We start from the raw sequence: 14,073 nt of genomic DNA, 5'->3' as shown, positions 1-14,073 counted from the left end.
GCTCGTCACACCTGCACCACCGACCCCGAGGACACCATGCGTCGCGCCCTGCTGCTCGCCTGCACGACGCTGGCGCTCGTGGCCACGACGGCCGTCCCGGCGGGTGCCGCGGCGCGCGGCGTCCGGGCCTGGGACGTCGCCGGCAACGCGCGGATCACGATCAGCGGTCACGGCTACGGGCACGGCCACGGGATGTCGCAGTACGGCGCCGAGGGCGCCGCGCGCCAGGGCCTGACCGCCCGGCAGATCGCGGAGTTCTACTACCCGGGCACGGCATGGGGGACCGGCGGCGGCCGGGTGTCCGTGCAGCTCACCGGCGACACCACGCCCCAGGACCTGGTGGTGCTGGCCCGCCCCGGGCTCACGCTGCGCGACACGGCCGTTCCCGGCCGCACGGCGCTCCCCAACAACGGCGCGAGCCAGTGGCGGGTCGCGACCGGGCCGCGCGGCGTCACCCGGGTGTCCTACCTGGCCACGCGGTGGCGGTCGTGGGCGACCTTGAAGGGCCCGGGAGAGTTCTACGCCGGCGGCGCCCCGATCACGCTGGTCACGCCGTCGGGCGAGCGCGCCTACCGCGGGCGCCTCCGGACCGCGGTCACGACGTCCGGCACCCGCGTCACCGTCAACGACCTCAACCTCGAGAGCTACCTCCGCGGCGTCGTGCCCCTCGAGATCCCGGCGCTATGGAGCCCGGCGGCGGTGCAGGCCCAGGCGGTCGCCGCCCGCACCTACGCGGCGTACGAGCGGGCGCACCCGCGCTCCTCGGCGTACCAGATCTGCGACACGTCGTCCTGCCAGGTCTACGGCGGGTACGACGCCGAGCACCCCGCCGCCAACGCGGCGGTCGACGCCACTCGGCGGCAGGTCCTGACGAGTGGCGGGGAGCCGGCGTTCACGCAGTTCGGCTCCAGCAGCGGCGGCTGGACGTCGGCCGGATCGGTCTCCTACCTGCCCGCGCGGCAGGACCCGTACGACGGCTGGTCGGGCAACCCCGTGCACGACTGGAAGGTGCGGCTGAGCGATGCGGCCCTGGAGAAGGCGTGGCCGGCCATCGGCGACCTCACCCGGATCGCCGTCACGAGCCGCGACGGCAACGGCGCCTGGGGCGGCCGGGTCCGGTCGATCACCCTCACCGGCTCCGCCGGTCGCGTGGTCGTCAGCGGCGACACGTTCCGCTCCGTGCTGGGGCTGCGCTCGACCTGGCTGACCTTCGCGGTCAGCGCTTCGGCAGGCTGAAGAAGATGGTGGCGCCCGCGTCGCGCTGACCCTGGCCGCTCACGCTGCCGCCGTGGCGCTCGACGATCCGGGCGACGGAGGCCAGCCCGAGTCCGGTGCCGGGGAACTCCGACTCCGCGTGCAGCCGGGCCATCGGCCGGAAGAGCCGGTCGGTCTCCGCGGGGTCGAAGCCGGCGCCGTTGTCGCGCACGAAGAAGGTCGTCAGGTCCGGACCGGACTCGCTCCGACCGACCTCGATGACGGCCTCGTCGACCCGCCCGGTGTACTTCACGGCGTTGCCGACCAGGTTCTCGAGCACCATCCGGGTCAGTGTCGGGTCGGCGACCGCGCGCAGCCCGTCCTCGACCCGGAGGCGGATGACGCGCTCCGGCTCCCGGGCGACCAGCCCGCCGCCGACCTCGCGGGCCAGTGCGCTGAGGTCGACCTCGTCGGGCTCCAGGTCGCGGTTGGTGACCCGGTAGAGGGCGAGCATCCGCTCGATCTGGTCACCCATCCGCTGACCGGCGTCGACGAGCGTCCGCGCGAAGGCGCGTCGCTTGCCCTCGTCGAGGTCCTCCTCGGCGATCAGTTCGGCGTACCCCATCATGGCGCCGAGCGGGCTGCGGAGGTCGTGCACCAGCGTCTGGATCGCGGCCTCGAGCTCGCGGGTGCGCTGGGCGAGGTCGTCGCGCTCGTCGATGCGGCGCTCGATCGCGCTGCGCAGCTCGAGATTCTCCAGGGCGACCGCGGTGCTGTTCGCCAGCACCTGGAGCTGCCGGACCTCCTGGCGGGTGGGCTCGTGCTGCTCACTCCAGTACGCGCCGAGGGCGCCGACCGGGTCGGACGCGCGGATCGGGGCCATGCACAGGCTCTTCACGAAGGTCGGCCGGTAGGCGTCCAGCGGGACCCGGGGGTCGACGTAGATGTCGGGGATCGCCACGGCCTCGCGGTGCAGCATCGCCCATCCGCTCACGCAGGTCTCGAGCGGGAAGCGCTTGCCCTTCCAGAGCGGTTCGATCGCGTTCTCGTCGGCGTAGAAGCAGTGGCCGTCCTCACGCAGGACGAACGTCGCGCCCTGGGCGCCGGTCAGGCTGCGCACCGCGCTCGCGACGATCTCGGTGACCCGCTCGAGGCTGGTCGCGCTGGACAGCTGGGTCACGGTGCGCGCCAGCACCTCGTCGGTCTCCGGCACGGCCGTCATCGCTCCCCATGTCTGTCGGGCAGGCCCCCCACGTGACCCGTCAGATCGATTATCCCGACGGGGGGAAGGGCCAACCCTCCGGTCTGGACCAGAGTCAGCGGGTGGGTCGCAGGAGCGGTCGCAGGACCAGGCCCGAGACCAGTGCCCAGAACGCAGCGCCGATGCCCAGGATGGTGACGCCGGAGGCGGCGACCACGAAGCAGACCACGGCGGCCTCGCGACCGTCCTCGTCGCCGAGCGCGCCGGCCAGGGAGGCGGCGAGCGTGCCCAGGAGGGCGAGACCGGCCGCCGCCTGCATGACGTCGCCCGGGGCGGCCGCGACCAGGGCGGTCAGGGCGCCGCAGGCGAGCGCGAGCGTCAGGTAGGTGACCGAGGCGGAGACGGCTGCGATCCAGCGACGGGTCCGGTCGGGGCCGGCCATCGGTCCGGCCGTCATCGCCGCGGTGATCGCGGCGAGGTTGATCGCGTGCCCGCCGAACGGGGCGCCGAGCACCGTGCCGATCCCGGTCACCGTCATCGTCTCGCGCCACGGCACCTGGTAGCCGTAGCTCGACGTCACCGCGACGCCGGGCACGTTCTGCGAGGCCATCGTCACGATGTAGAGCGGGACCGCGATGCTGACGACCGCCGCGACCGTCCAGTGCGGCGTCGTCCAGGCGAGCGTCGGCACCAGGTCGCCGGCGGCCACGTCGGAGCCGGCGGTCACGATGACCACGAGCAGGGCGACCGCCAGCGAGACCGGCACCGCCCAGCGCCGCGAGATGCGGTGCATGACCACCCAGGCGAGCACGACGGGCCCGACGTACGCCGGGGAGTCGGCGAGCCCGATCACCGGCTCGAGGCAGATCGGCAGCAGCACCCCGGCGAGCATCGCCCGGGCCAGCGAGGTGGGGATCCGGGCGATCAGGTCACCGAGGGCCGGCACCAGCCCGGTGAGCAGGATGAGCAGGCCGGTGACCACGAACGCGCCGACCGCCGCCGACCAGCCGCCGGCGACCGCGCCGGTCGAGAGCAGCAGGGCGGCCCCGGGCGTCGACCAGGCGAGCGTGATCGGGGTGCGGTGCCGGACCGCCAGCCAGAGCATGCCGAGCGCCTGCGTGACCAGGAGGGTGAGCAGGCCCGAGGCGGCCTGCTCGTGCGTGGCGCCGACCGCCGTCAGGCCGGCGAGGACGACCACGAACGAGCTGCTCGACCCGACGACCGCGGTGACGATCCCGGCGACGACGGGTGTCCCCTCGTGCTCGCTCATGGCAGACTCCGTGGTGAGAGAGTTCTGTAAACAGAACGCACGCTAGCGGGAGGTCGCCGTGGCGAGTCAACCGGGTATCGCCGTGGGCGCCCGGATCCGGGCCCTGCGCGCCGAGCGCGGGATCTCCCTCTCGGCCCTCGCCTCCGCGGCCGGCATCGGCAAGGGATCGCTCTCCGAGCTCGAGACCGGCCGGCGCAACCCCACCCTGGACACGCTCTACGCCCTCGCCGGGCCGCTCGGGGTCCCGCTGGCCTCGCTGGTCGACTTCCGCGACGGGTCGGTGGTGGCGGACGAGGGATTCGAGACGGTGCTGCTGCACACCGAGCGCACGTCGGAGACGACCTCCGAGGTGTGGCTGCTCCGCGTGGGCGCCGGGGTCACCCGGTCGTCACCAGCGCACACGCCAGGCGTGGTCGAGCAGCTGGTGGTGCTGGCCGGCTCGTGTCGCGTGGAGTACGCCGAGGAGTCGGTCGAGATCGCCACGGGCGGTCACGCCGCATGGCCGGCCGACGTACCTCATCGCTACACCGCGCTCGGCGACACGGACCTGCGCGCGATCAACGTGATCCTGACGCCGTCGTGAGGACCGTCCGGCGAACTAGGACAGCACCAGCACCAGGTCGCCGCCGTCGACGGCCTGGGTGCCGGGGAGCGCGATCCGCTCCACGGTGCCCGCGACCGGCGCGGTGATCGAGGCCTCCATCTTCATGGCCTCGATGGTCGCGACGGTGTCGCCGGCCTGGACCGACGCGCCCTTCTCGACGACGACCGTGACCACGCCCTGGAACGGCGCGGCGACGTGACCGGGCTGGCTCGTGTCGGCCTTCTCCGCGACGGCCACGTCCGAGGCGACGTTGCGGTCGCGGACGTTGACCGGGCGCAGCTGGCCGTTGATGGTCGCGAGCACCGTGCGGAAGCCGCGCTCGTCGGGCTCGCTGATCGCCTGCAGCCCGAGGATGAGGGTCTTGCCCTCCTGGAGCTCGACCTCGTGCTCGACCCCGGTGCGCAGGCCGTAGAGGTAGTCGATCGTGTTGAGCACCGAGACGTCGCCGTACCGGGCTCGCGACTCGGTGAACTCGCGCGTCGGGCCCGGGAACAGCAGCTCGTTGAGCGTACGGCGGCGGGTGGGGCTCTCGCCGGCGAGTCCCGCCTGCTGCTCCTCGGTGAGCGTCTCCATCGGCGGCTTGTGGGTGCGGCCCTCGAGCGCCTTGGTGCGGAACGGCTCGGGCCAGCCGCCGGGCGGGTCGCCGAGCTCGCCGTTGAGGAAGCCCACGACCGAGTCGGGGATGTCGAACCTGCCGGGCTCCTCGGCGAACTCCGCCGGGTCGGCACCGGCGCCGACGAGCGCCAGCGCCAGGTCGCCGATCACCTTCGACGACGGTGTGACCTTGGGGATCCGGCCGAGGATGTCGTTGGCCGCGGCGTACATGTCCTCGATCTGCTCGAACTTCTCGCCGAGGCCGAGCGCGATCGCCTGCTGGCGCAGGTTGGAGAGCTGGCCGCCGGGGATCTCGTGGCGGTAGACGCGCCCCGTCGGGGCCGGCAGGCCGGACTCGAACGGCGCGTAGACCCGGCGGGTCGCCTCCCAGTAGGGCTCGAGCGCGTTGATCGCCGCGAGCGACAGCCCGGTCTCGCGAGCCCCGTGGTCGGTCGCCGACACGAGCGACGAGATCGGCGGCTGCGAGGTGGTGCCCGCCATCGAGGCGGTGGCCGCGTCGACCGCGTCGACGCCGGCGTCGATCGCCGCGAGCAGGGTCGCGAGCTGGCCGCCGGGGGTGTCGTGGGTGTGCAGGTGCACCGGCAGGTCGAAGCGCTCGCGCAGCGCGGTGACCAGGGTGTGCGCGGCCGGCACCCGGAGCAGACCGGCCATGTCCTTGATCGCGAGCACGTGCGCGCCGGCCGCGACGATCCGGTCGGCGAGGCGCAGGTAGTAGTCGAGCGTGTAGAGGTCCTCGTCGGGGTTCGACAGGTCGCCGGTGTAGCAGAGCGCGACCTCGGCCACCGACGTACCGGTGGCGCGCACCGCCTCGATCGCCGGGCGCATCTGCTCGACGTCGTTGAGGGCGTCGAAGATCCGGAAGACGTCGATGCCGGTGGCCGCCGCCTCCTCGACGAAGGCGTTCGTCACGTCGGTCGGGTACGGCGTGTAGCCGACCGTGTTGCGGCCGCGGAGCAGCATCTGGAGGCAGATGTTCGGCACGGCCTGGCGCAGCGACGCGAGCCGCTCCCAGGGGTCCTCGGAGAGGAAGCGCAGCGCCACGTCGTACGTCGCACCGCCCCAGGCCTCGAGCGACCACAGCTCCGGCGTCGTGCGCGCGACGTGGCCGGCCACGTTGAGCAGGTCACGGGTGCGGACCCGGGTGGCGAGCAGCGACTGGTGCGCGTCGCGGAAGGTGGTGTCGGTGACCGCGACGTTCTTCTGGGCGCGCAGCCGACGCGCGAACTCCTCCGGTCCGACCTCGAGCAGCAGCTGGCGGGTGCCGTCGGGCGCGGGGACCTCGAGGTTGACGGCGGGCAGCTTGGTGGCCGGGTCGAGGGTGACCGGCGCCGGCCCGTGCGGCTGGTTGACGGTGACGTCGGCGAGGTAGCCGAGCAGCTTGCTGCCGCGGTCGCCCGAGCCGCGCGCCTGCATCAGCTGTGGATGGGTCTCGATGAAGGACGTCGTGACGTGACCGGCGGCGAAGTCCTGGTCGGCCAGCACGGCCTGGAGGAAGGGGATGTTCGTGGAGACGCCGCGGATCCGGAACTCCGCGACCGCGCGGCGCGCCTTCTCGACGGCCTTCTCGAAGGTGCGGCCGCGACAGGTGAGCTTCGCGAGCATCGAGTCGAAGTGCGCGGAGACCTCGGCGCCGGTGTAGACAGTGCCGCCGTCGACGCGCACGCCGCCGCCGCCGGGGGAGCGGTAGGTCGTGATCACGCCGGTGTCCGGGCGGAAGTTGTTGGCCGGGTCCTCGGTGGTGATCCGGCACTGCAGGGCGGCGCCGCGCAGCCGGACGGTGTCCTGGGAGAGGCCGAGGTCGTCGAGCGTCTCGCCGGACGCGATTCGCATCTGCGACTGCACGAGGTCGACGTCGGTGACCTCCTCGGTCACCGTGTGCTCGACCTGGATCCGCGGGTTCATCTCGATGAAGACGTAGTTGCCGTGGGGGTCGAGGAGGAACTCGACGGTGCCGGCGTTGCGGTAGCCGATCTCCTTCGCGAACCGCACCGCGTCGGCACACATCCGGTCCCGCAGCTCGGGGTCGAGGTTGGGCGCCGGCGCGATCTCGACGACCTTCTGGTGGCGCCGCTGGACCGAGCAGTCCCGCTCGAAGAGATGGATCACGTTGCCCTCGCCGTCGGCGAGGATCTGCACCTCGATGTGCCGCGGCTCGACCACGGCCTGCTCGATGAAGACGGTCGGGTCGCCGAACGCGGCCTCGCCCTCGCGCATGCAGGTCTCGACCGCCTCGCGGAGCTGGGCGGGGTCGTCGACGCGACGCATGCCGCGCCCGCCGCCGCCCGCGACGGCCTTCACGAAGAGCGGGTAGGGCAGCTCCGAGGCGGCCTCGACGAGGTCATCGACGTCGGTGGACGGCTCCACGCTCGCCAGGGTCGGGACGCCGGCGGCCTTGGCCGCGGCGATCGCCCGGGCCTTGTTGCCGGTCAGCTCGAGGACGTCGGAGGTCGGCCCGATGAAGGTGATGCCCGCGTTGGCGCACGCCTCGGCGAGCGCGGGGTTCTCCGAGAGGAAGCCGTAGCCGGGGTAGACGGCGTCCGCGCCCGCGCGCACGGCGACGGCGACGATCGCGTCGGGGTCGAGGTAGGCCCGGACGGGGTGCCCACGCTCGCCGATCTCGTAGGCCTCGTCCGCCTTGAGCCGGTGCTCGGACCAGCGGTCCTCGTACGGGAAGACGGCCACGGTCTTGGCGTCGAGCTCGTACGCCGCGCGGAAGGCACGGATCGCGATCTCGCCGCGGTTGGCTACGAGGATCTTGGAGAACATGCGGTCACCCTATGAGTCCGGCCGATCGCGCGCTGTGGCACTCGTCTCCGGCGAGACGAGGAACTGGTCGACGAGGAACTGGCCGACGAGGTCCGGCAGGGCCGCGTGGGCGAGGCCCAGCGCCGCCTCCTCCGGTACGTCGAGCACGGTCACCGCCTGCCGTCCGCCGGCGGTCGTCGCGACCAGGGTGGTGAGGCCGGCCCGGCGCTGGAACCAGCTCGAGCGCAGGTTCCAGCCGATCACGCCGCGGACCGCCAGGGCGTCGCGGCGGCGGTCCAGGCTGCCGGAGCGGGCCACGACGTGCCCGGCGAGCAGCGCGTGTCCCAGCGAGGCGGCCCGGTCGCGCGCCACGAGAGCCGCGACGGGGAGCGCGAGGGCGACGGCGAGCCACCACGTCGACCACTCCTCGACGCCGACGAGCAGCACCGCCGCGACCACGACGACGGCCGTCGGCACCAGCGCCCGGGTGTAGCGGCGGCGACGGGCGCGCGGCCCGTGGCCGACCAGAGCGGCGACCACCGGCTCGGGGTGGCCGAGCACCTCGCCCGCCACCCCGTCGACGACACCGCGGGGCGCAGGGGGCGCCAGCAGCGAGCTGCCGGCGGAGTCGCCGCCGAGACCGGTGACGATCGCCGAGACGCGAGCCCCGCGGGCCAGGCGCAGGCCGAGCGGCGCGGCGACGGTGACGCCGCTGACCCGCTCGTCGTCGAGGGTGGTCTCCCGGGTCGTCAGCAGGCCGCGACGCAGGTGCCACGCCCCGCGCCCGGCGGGTCCGGTGTGCGTGAGGGTGAAGCCCCAGTTGGTCACGACGTACCCGCCGATCGCGAGCGCCGAGACCGCGACGAGCAGGAGCACCAGCCCGATCGGCACCGCCAGCGCGACCGACCAGCCGGCGGTGCTGTCGGCGAGGTCGTCGGGGTCGACCCGGTTGAAGCCGCCGAAGGTGTTGATCGTCTGCGCCAGCACGCCCAGCGCCGCTCCGGCCAGCACCAGCCCGGTGGTCGTCAGCGGCGCGAACCGCACCCACGTGGGGTCGAGCCGGACCACGACGCGGTCGTCGGTCGCCGCCTCCGTCGGGCCGGTGGCGCCCAGGTGCAGCAGCTCGCCGCGGAGCGCCCGGGCCCGGGCGGCGGGCAGCCCGTCGAGGTCGAGGTGGTCCTCGTCGTCCTTGGACGCCGTACCCGTGCCGATCCGGACCGTCGTCAGGCCGAGCACCCGGTGGGTGAGGGAGGCGGAGACGTCGACGGTCCGCACCCGGTCCAACGGCGTCGACAGGCGGTGCCGGTTGACCAGCCCGCGCCGCAGCTCGACCCGGGTCTCGGTGATCCGGAAGTACGTCGTGAAGTAGCGCAGCACGCCGAGTGCCATCGGGATCGCGATGCCGAGCCCGTGCCACCAGTCGGTGCGGCCCGACGCGGTGCCGGCGACGAAGATGCCGAGCAGCACCGGCAGGAACCGGACCAGCTCGCGGAACGGGTAGACCAGCAGCATGCGTGGGTCGAGCCGCTGCCAGTCCTCCTCGGGTGTCACGTCGCGTCGCCGGGGACGGTGTCGGCCTGGATCGTCAGCTGGGCGACGAGGGCCAGGGCCCGCTGCCGCTCGAGCCCCACGATCTCGAGCGCGCCGGCGGCCGACGCGGTCGTGACGGTCACGGTGGCCAGCCCGAAGACCTGCGCGAGGAAGCCCTCGGCGTGGTCGACCGTCTGGATCCGCGACATCGGCGCGATCCGGCGCTCCCGCACCCACCAGCCGGTCTGGGTGTAGACGGCCGTGTCGGTGACCTCCCAGCGGTGCACGCGGTAACGCCACACCGGCATCCCGACGGCGTACGCCGCGGCCACGAGGCCGACCAGGACGACCGCCCAGACGTGGATGGGCAGCCAGTCGGTGACCGGTCCGACCACGACGAGCAGCGCGACCAGCATCGCGCCCTCGAGCGCCGCCGCCGTCCCCCACATCAGCCGCGCCCGCGGACTCACCCGCTCGCTGGGCTCACGCAGCTGCATGCTGTGAGGCTAGCGGGGCCGTGCGCAGCCCTACAGTGAGCCCATGACCGTGCGCGTCGTCTTCGCAGACGACAACTACCTGGTGCGCGAGGGTGTCGCCGGGCTGCTGGCCGAGGCCGCCGAGGTCGACCTGGTCGAGACGGCGTCCGACCCCGACTCGCTGATGCGCGCCGTGGCCACGCACCGGCCGGACGCCGTGCTGACCGACATCCGGATGCCGCCGACGTTCACGACCGAGGGCATCGACGCGGCGAAGCGGATCCGGGCCAGCTACCCGGGCACGGGCGTGGTGGTGCTCTCGCAGTACGTCGAGGAGGACTACGCGCTCGAGCTGCTGTCGGAGGGGGTGGAAGGGCTCGGCTACCTGCTCAAGGAGCGCGTCTCCGAGGTGGACGAGCTGGTGCGGGCACTGCACGACGTGGCGCGGGGTGGCTCTGCGCTCGACCCGAAGGTCGTCGAGGGCCTGCTGCTGCGCAAGAACCAGGACGGCGGCTCCGCCCTGCGTGGCCTGACCGAGCGCGAGCTGGAGGTGCTCCGCGAGCTAGCCACCGGCCGGAGCAACGCCGCCACGGCGAAGGCGCTCTACATGAGCGAGCGGGCCGTCGAGAAGCACGTCGGATCGGTCTTCCAGAAGCTCGGGCTCGTCAGCGAGTCCGACACCAACCGCCGCGTGATGGCCGTCCTCGCCTACCTCGAGGCCACCGGCGGCTCGTCGCGATGAGGGGGAGGAGCTGACGCCGTGGCCGACGTCCGGGTGCTGATCGTCGACGACCAGGAGCCCTACCGGCGGGCGATGGCCTCGGTCGTCGCGGCGACCGACGGCTTCGCCGTCGTCGGGACGGCCACCACCGGCGAGGAGTCGCTGGTCGCCGTGACGGAGCAGCGGCCCGACCTCGTGCTGATGGACGTCAACCTGCCGGGGATGGACGGCATCGAGGCCGCGCAGCGCCTGACCGCCGACCCGGACGGACCCGTGGTGGTGCTGCTCTCGACCTACGACGCCGACCAGGTGGACCTGGCGGGCAGCGGCGCTGCGGCGTACATCGCGAAGGCCGACCTCGGGCCGGACCGGCTCTCAGCCGCGTGGAGCGACGCCCGCGGGTGACGCCGGGACCGACACGAGGAGGACACCGTCCTCCGCCGTCGCTGTCCCACCGGCCGCACCCACCCGGTCGGCGATCGCCTCGAGGTCGAGCCCGCCGGTGTCCAGGCCCTCGACCCGGAGCCGCACCTCGTCGCCGTCGAGACCGAGCTGCAGCGCGCTGCCGCCCCGCCGCGCCGCCTCCGCGCAGCAGAAGTACAGCGCCGCCTCGACCCGCGGCGAGAACCGGAGCCCGGCCACGCCGTCGACGCTCAGCGCCGGCGCGCGGTCGGTCCGCGCCAGCGTCGTCCGCAGGGCCGGCTCCAGACCAGCCCGGGCCAGCTGGGAGGGGAAGACGCCGCGGCTCAGCTCACGCAGCCCCTCGAGCGCCCGGTTGGTGTCGGTGACCAGCCCGTCGATGCCCGTCGCGGCGCCCCCGGTCGCGACGTCGGTGCGCACCGCCGCGATCCGGGTCGGCAGGTCTGCGATGAGGGGGAGCACCTCCCGGCCGATGGTCGCCTCCAGGCTCCGGCGCGCCGCGTCGTCCGCCTCGACCAGCCGGAGCCGCGACCGGGTGAGCCGGTGGGTGGTGTGCTCGAGCTCGTCGACGTGGGCCGCGAGCTGTCCGGCGAGCACGGTGTTGCCGAACGCGACCGCGGCCTGCTGGGCGACGGCCTCCAGCAGCCGCCGGTCGGCGTCGCCGAGGTCCCGGCCGCGGGGGAGCGCGACGCCGATGGTCCCGAGGACGCGGCCGTCGAGGCGCACCGGGATCGTGTGGCCCCACCCCGCGGTGCCGTCGCCCCACGTGCCGGTCAGCGGCTCCCCGCCCGGTACGTCGAGCCAGGCGACCGCGCCGGGCGCCGACACCGCCCGGCCCGCTGTCTCGGCGACGGCCGGCATCAGGGCGCCCGGTGGTGGTGCCGCGGCCAGCCGCCGGCTGAAGTCGGCGAGGGCCTCGTACGGCTGCGCCCGCTGCCCGTAGGCGAGCCGGTTCGCCAGCCGGACCACGCCGCGGCGCAGCGGCTGGAAGGCGAGCGCGACGACCGCCGTGCCGACCAGCGACAGCCAGAAGCCGCGTCCGGTGCCCTCCACCACCCGGCCGAGCGTGACGACCACCGCCGTGTAGCCGACCGCCGCGAACACCACGCCCGCGACCACCACGGCGGTGCGGTTGATGATGACGTCGAGCTCGTAGAGCCGGTGCCGCAGGGCGGCGACCGCGAACAGGACCGGCATCAGGAAGTACGACACGAAGAGCGGCAGCGCCGCGGCCCAGGTCTGGCGATCGCCGTTGAGGCTCTGCACCACCAGCAGGCAGACCACGCCGATGGCCGGGAACGCGGCGGCGAGCGCGATCAGCCGGAGCGCGCGGCGCTGGTCGCCGCTGCTGCGGCGCCACCGCACCAGCATCGAGGCGACGGACGCGATGAGCCCGGCGATGATCGCCAGGAAGCCGACGGAGAGCGCGAGGCGACGCGTCGGCCCCATCTGCGCCTCGTCGGTGAGCAGGTGGTAGCCGATCGGCGACATGGTGAGGACGGCGAGGAGGCACAGCGCCGCGCCGACGACGATGACCCAGGCGGCGTACCTCCAGCGGCGCGAGAGCAGGTGGCCGTCCGGCGCGAGCAGGAACATCAGGGCCAGGCCGGCGATCGACACCTGGCCGCCGGTGAGGGTCGAGAGCCAGGCGGCGATGTCGCCGAGTGCGGCCGGGCCCGGCCCGTCGTTCTCCTGGACCCAGAAGGCGTACGCCTCGGTCACGAGCGAGACCGCACCCGTCACCCCCACGATGGTCAGCAGCCACCCGATCAGGTGGCGCGGGTAGCGGGCGACGATCAGCGCGCCCAGCACGGCGGAGCCGACCACCGCGAGCTCGACGAAGGGGAACCCGTGCACGGCGATCGCGGTCTCGGAGGTGAGCGGGACGGCCTGGGCCGCCACGACCACGTCGGCCACCGCCAGCACGACCGTGGTCCACGCGAGGGCGCGGGTGACGCGGGCGGCGTCCACGTCACACCGCCGACCGGCTGGGCAGGGTCGCCGGCAGCAGGACGTGCACGCGCGTGCCGCGCCCGGGTGCGGAGACCACCACGAGCCGGCCGCCCACGGACTCCACCCGCTCGCGCATGTTGGTCAGGCCCGACCCGCTCACGGCCGCGGAGTCGAACCCGCGTCCGTCGTCGACGACGCTGAGCTCGAGCACCTCCGGCGTCCCGATCAGCTCGACCCGGGTGGTCGAGGCCGCCGCGTGCTTGACCACGTTCTGCACGGCCTCGAGGCAGCAGAAGTACGCCGTCGCCTCGACCGGCGACGGGTAGCGGCGGACGCCGGTCGCGACCAGCTCGACCGCGGGGTCGGCGCCGAGTGCGGCCCGGAGCGCCCCGGCGACCCCGCCCTCCTCGAGCCCGGGCGGGAAGATGCCGCGGGCCAGCCGCACCAGCGTCTCCAGGGCATCCACGGCGGCCTGCTCCTGCTCGGCGAGCAGGGTCGCCGCACGCTCCGGCGACCTCGTCGCGAGCGTGCCCGCCAGGCGCAGGTTGACCGCGAGCGCGACGAGGTGCTGCTGGGCGCCGTCGTGGATGTCGCGCTCCAGCCTCCGGCGCTCGGCGTCGTGGGCGTCGACCAGCCGCTCGCGGGAGACCCGCAGCTCCTCGGCGCGGGTCGAGAGCTGGTCGAGCCGGTCCTGGAGCTCGGCGCGCAGTCGCGCTCCGCGCAGCACCAGGGCGGCCTGGTCGGCGAGCCCGGCGAAGAGTCGCTCCTCGACCGTCGTGAGGGTGACGTCCGGCGGATGGAAGACGACGAGCGCCCCCAGGTCGTCGCCACCGTGCCGCACCGGCATCCGGCGGGCGTGGGCGCCCGGGCCGACGACGTGGCCGGGCGGCCAGGTGGCCGCGAGGACGCCGCGGTCCACCATGTCGACCCACACCTGCGCGGACTCGGCGCCCGTCCCGTCCCGCAGCACGCGCGCCAGCCGCTCCGGCAGCTCGCTGTCGGGGTGCTGGTCGGCCAGCGTGGTCGTGAACCTGCGCACCACGTCGTACGGCGAGGCGCGGCCACCGAGCACGGTCCGGGTCGTCCAGCGCTCCAGTCGCCGCTGCACGGGGTCGAAGGCGACCGCGACGACCGCGGTCGCCAGGACGGACAGCGCGAGGCTCGGCGAGGACGTCCTCCCGAGGAGGACACCGCCGCCGAGGACGACCACCACGTAGGTGAGCACGACGAAGGCGGTCAGCCCGGCGCCGACCAGGGCGGCCGCGAGCAGCTCGCGCCGGGTGTGCCGGCGCCACCTCTGACCGGGGCGAATCGCGCTCATGCCAGCAGTGTGCGCGCGTCCGC

At 74.1% G+C, this 14,073-nt stretch carries 10 protein-coding genes and 1 pseudogene; 4 read left to right on the top strand and 7 right to left on the bottom strand.

All coding sequences use genetic code 11. The features are described from left to right. Nucleotides 1-36: 36 nt before the first annotated feature. Entirely contained in the window at nucleotides 37-1,236 is a 1,200-nt protein-coding gene (locus ASC77_RS22785; protein WP_056158453.1) for a SpoIID/LytB domain-containing protein, read from the top strand. Here the strand turns inward: ASC77_RS22785 and ASC77_RS22780 are convergent. Then, a complete protein-coding gene (locus tag ASC77_RS22780; protein ID WP_056158450.1) occupies nucleotides 1,217-2,416 on the bottom strand; it encodes an ATP-binding protein in 1,200 nt (399 codons plus the stop codon). The genes ASC77_RS22785 and ASC77_RS22780 overlap by 20 nt on opposite strands. A 94-nt stretch (nucleotides 2,417-2,510) precedes the next feature. Next, nucleotides 2,511-3,674: pseudogene (locus tag ASC77_RS22775) on the bottom strand (benzoate/H(+) symporter BenE family transporter); the annotation flags it as partial. Nucleotides 3,675-3,723: 49 nt separating this feature from the next. On the opposite strand from ASC77_RS22775, the gene ASC77_RS22770 reads away from it, so the two are divergent. Continuing rightward, on the top strand, nucleotides 3,724-4,248 hold the full coding sequence (locus tag ASC77_RS22770) for a helix-turn-helix domain-containing protein (RefSeq protein WP_082575237.1): 525 nt from the start codon (nucleotides 3,724-3,726) through the stop codon (nucleotides 4,246-4,248). A 15-nt stretch (nucleotides 4,249-4,263) separates the two neighbouring features. Here the strand turns inward: ASC77_RS22770 and ASC77_RS22765 are convergent, their stop codons facing one another. The 3 genes from ASC77_RS22765 to ASC77_RS22755 are packed head-to-tail and all read right to left on the bottom strand — an operon-like array spanning nucleotide 4,264 to nucleotide 9,656. Next, nucleotides 4,264-7,650 carry a pyruvate carboxylase gene (locus ASC77_RS22765; RefSeq protein ID WP_056158441.1) on the bottom strand — a complete coding sequence of 1,129 codons (3,387 nt, stop codon included), beginning with the start codon at nucleotides 7,648-7,650 and terminating at the stop codon, nucleotides 4,264-4,266. Nucleotides 7,651-7,659: 9 nt separating this feature from the next. Beyond that, nucleotides 7,660-9,180: a PH domain-containing protein gene (locus tag ASC77_RS22760; protein WP_056158438.1), complete on the bottom strand. Its 1,521-nt coding sequence runs from the start codon at nucleotides 9,178-9,180 to the stop codon at nucleotides 7,660-7,662. Beyond that, nucleotides 9,177-9,656 (bottom strand): PH domain-containing protein, encoded by a 480-nt coding sequence (locus ASC77_RS22755; RefSeq protein ID WP_056158435.1) that lies wholly within the window; start codon nucleotides 9,654-9,656, stop codon nucleotides 9,177-9,179. Before ASC77_RS22755 ends, ASC77_RS22760 begins: the two co-directional genes overlap by 4 nt. A 43-nt stretch (nucleotides 9,657-9,699) precedes the next feature. On the opposite strand from ASC77_RS22755, the gene ASC77_RS22750 reads away from it, so the two are divergent. Together ASC77_RS22750 and ASC77_RS22745 are read left to right on the top strand one after the other, a co-directional pair. Continuing rightward, complete coding sequence (locus ASC77_RS22750; protein WP_056158433.1) at nucleotides 9,700-10,377, top strand: response regulator transcription factor; 678 nt, start codon at nucleotides 9,700-9,702, stop codon at nucleotides 10,375-10,377. Nucleotides 10,378-10,395: 18 nt separating this feature from the next. Further along, nucleotides 10,396-10,761 carry a response regulator transcription factor gene (locus ASC77_RS22745; protein WP_056158430.1) on the top strand — a complete coding sequence of 122 codons (366 nt, stop codon included), beginning with the start codon at nucleotides 10,396-10,398 and terminating at the stop codon, nucleotides 10,759-10,761. On the opposite strand, the gene ASC77_RS22740 is transcribed toward ASC77_RS22745, so the two are convergent. Both ASC77_RS22740 and ASC77_RS22735 read right to left on the bottom strand, forming a co-directional pair. Further along, the gene (locus ASC77_RS22740; protein ID WP_056158426.1) at nucleotides 10,732-12,747 is read right to left on the bottom strand and encodes a GAF domain-containing protein; all 2,016 of its coding nucleotides are present in this window, start codon (nucleotides 12,745-12,747) and stop codon (nucleotides 10,732-10,734) included. The two genes, ASC77_RS22745 and ASC77_RS22740, sit on opposite strands and share 30 nt — an antisense overlap. Before the next feature lies 1 nt (nucleotide 12,748). Then, nucleotides 12,749-14,050: a sensor histidine kinase gene (locus ASC77_RS22735; protein WP_056158423.1), complete on the bottom strand. Its 1,302-nt coding sequence runs from the start codon at nucleotides 14,048-14,050 to the stop codon at nucleotides 12,749-12,751. Nucleotides 14,051-14,073 lie beyond the last annotated feature (23 nt).

It is taken from the genome of Nocardioides sp. Root1257, from assembly GCF_001425175.1.
GTDB lineage: Bacteria > Actinomycetota > Actinomycetes > Propionibacteriales > Nocardioidaceae > Nocardioides.
The sequence above is the reverse complement of the archived record's forward strand: the minus strand, read 5'-3'. Positions and strand labels throughout refer to the sequence as shown.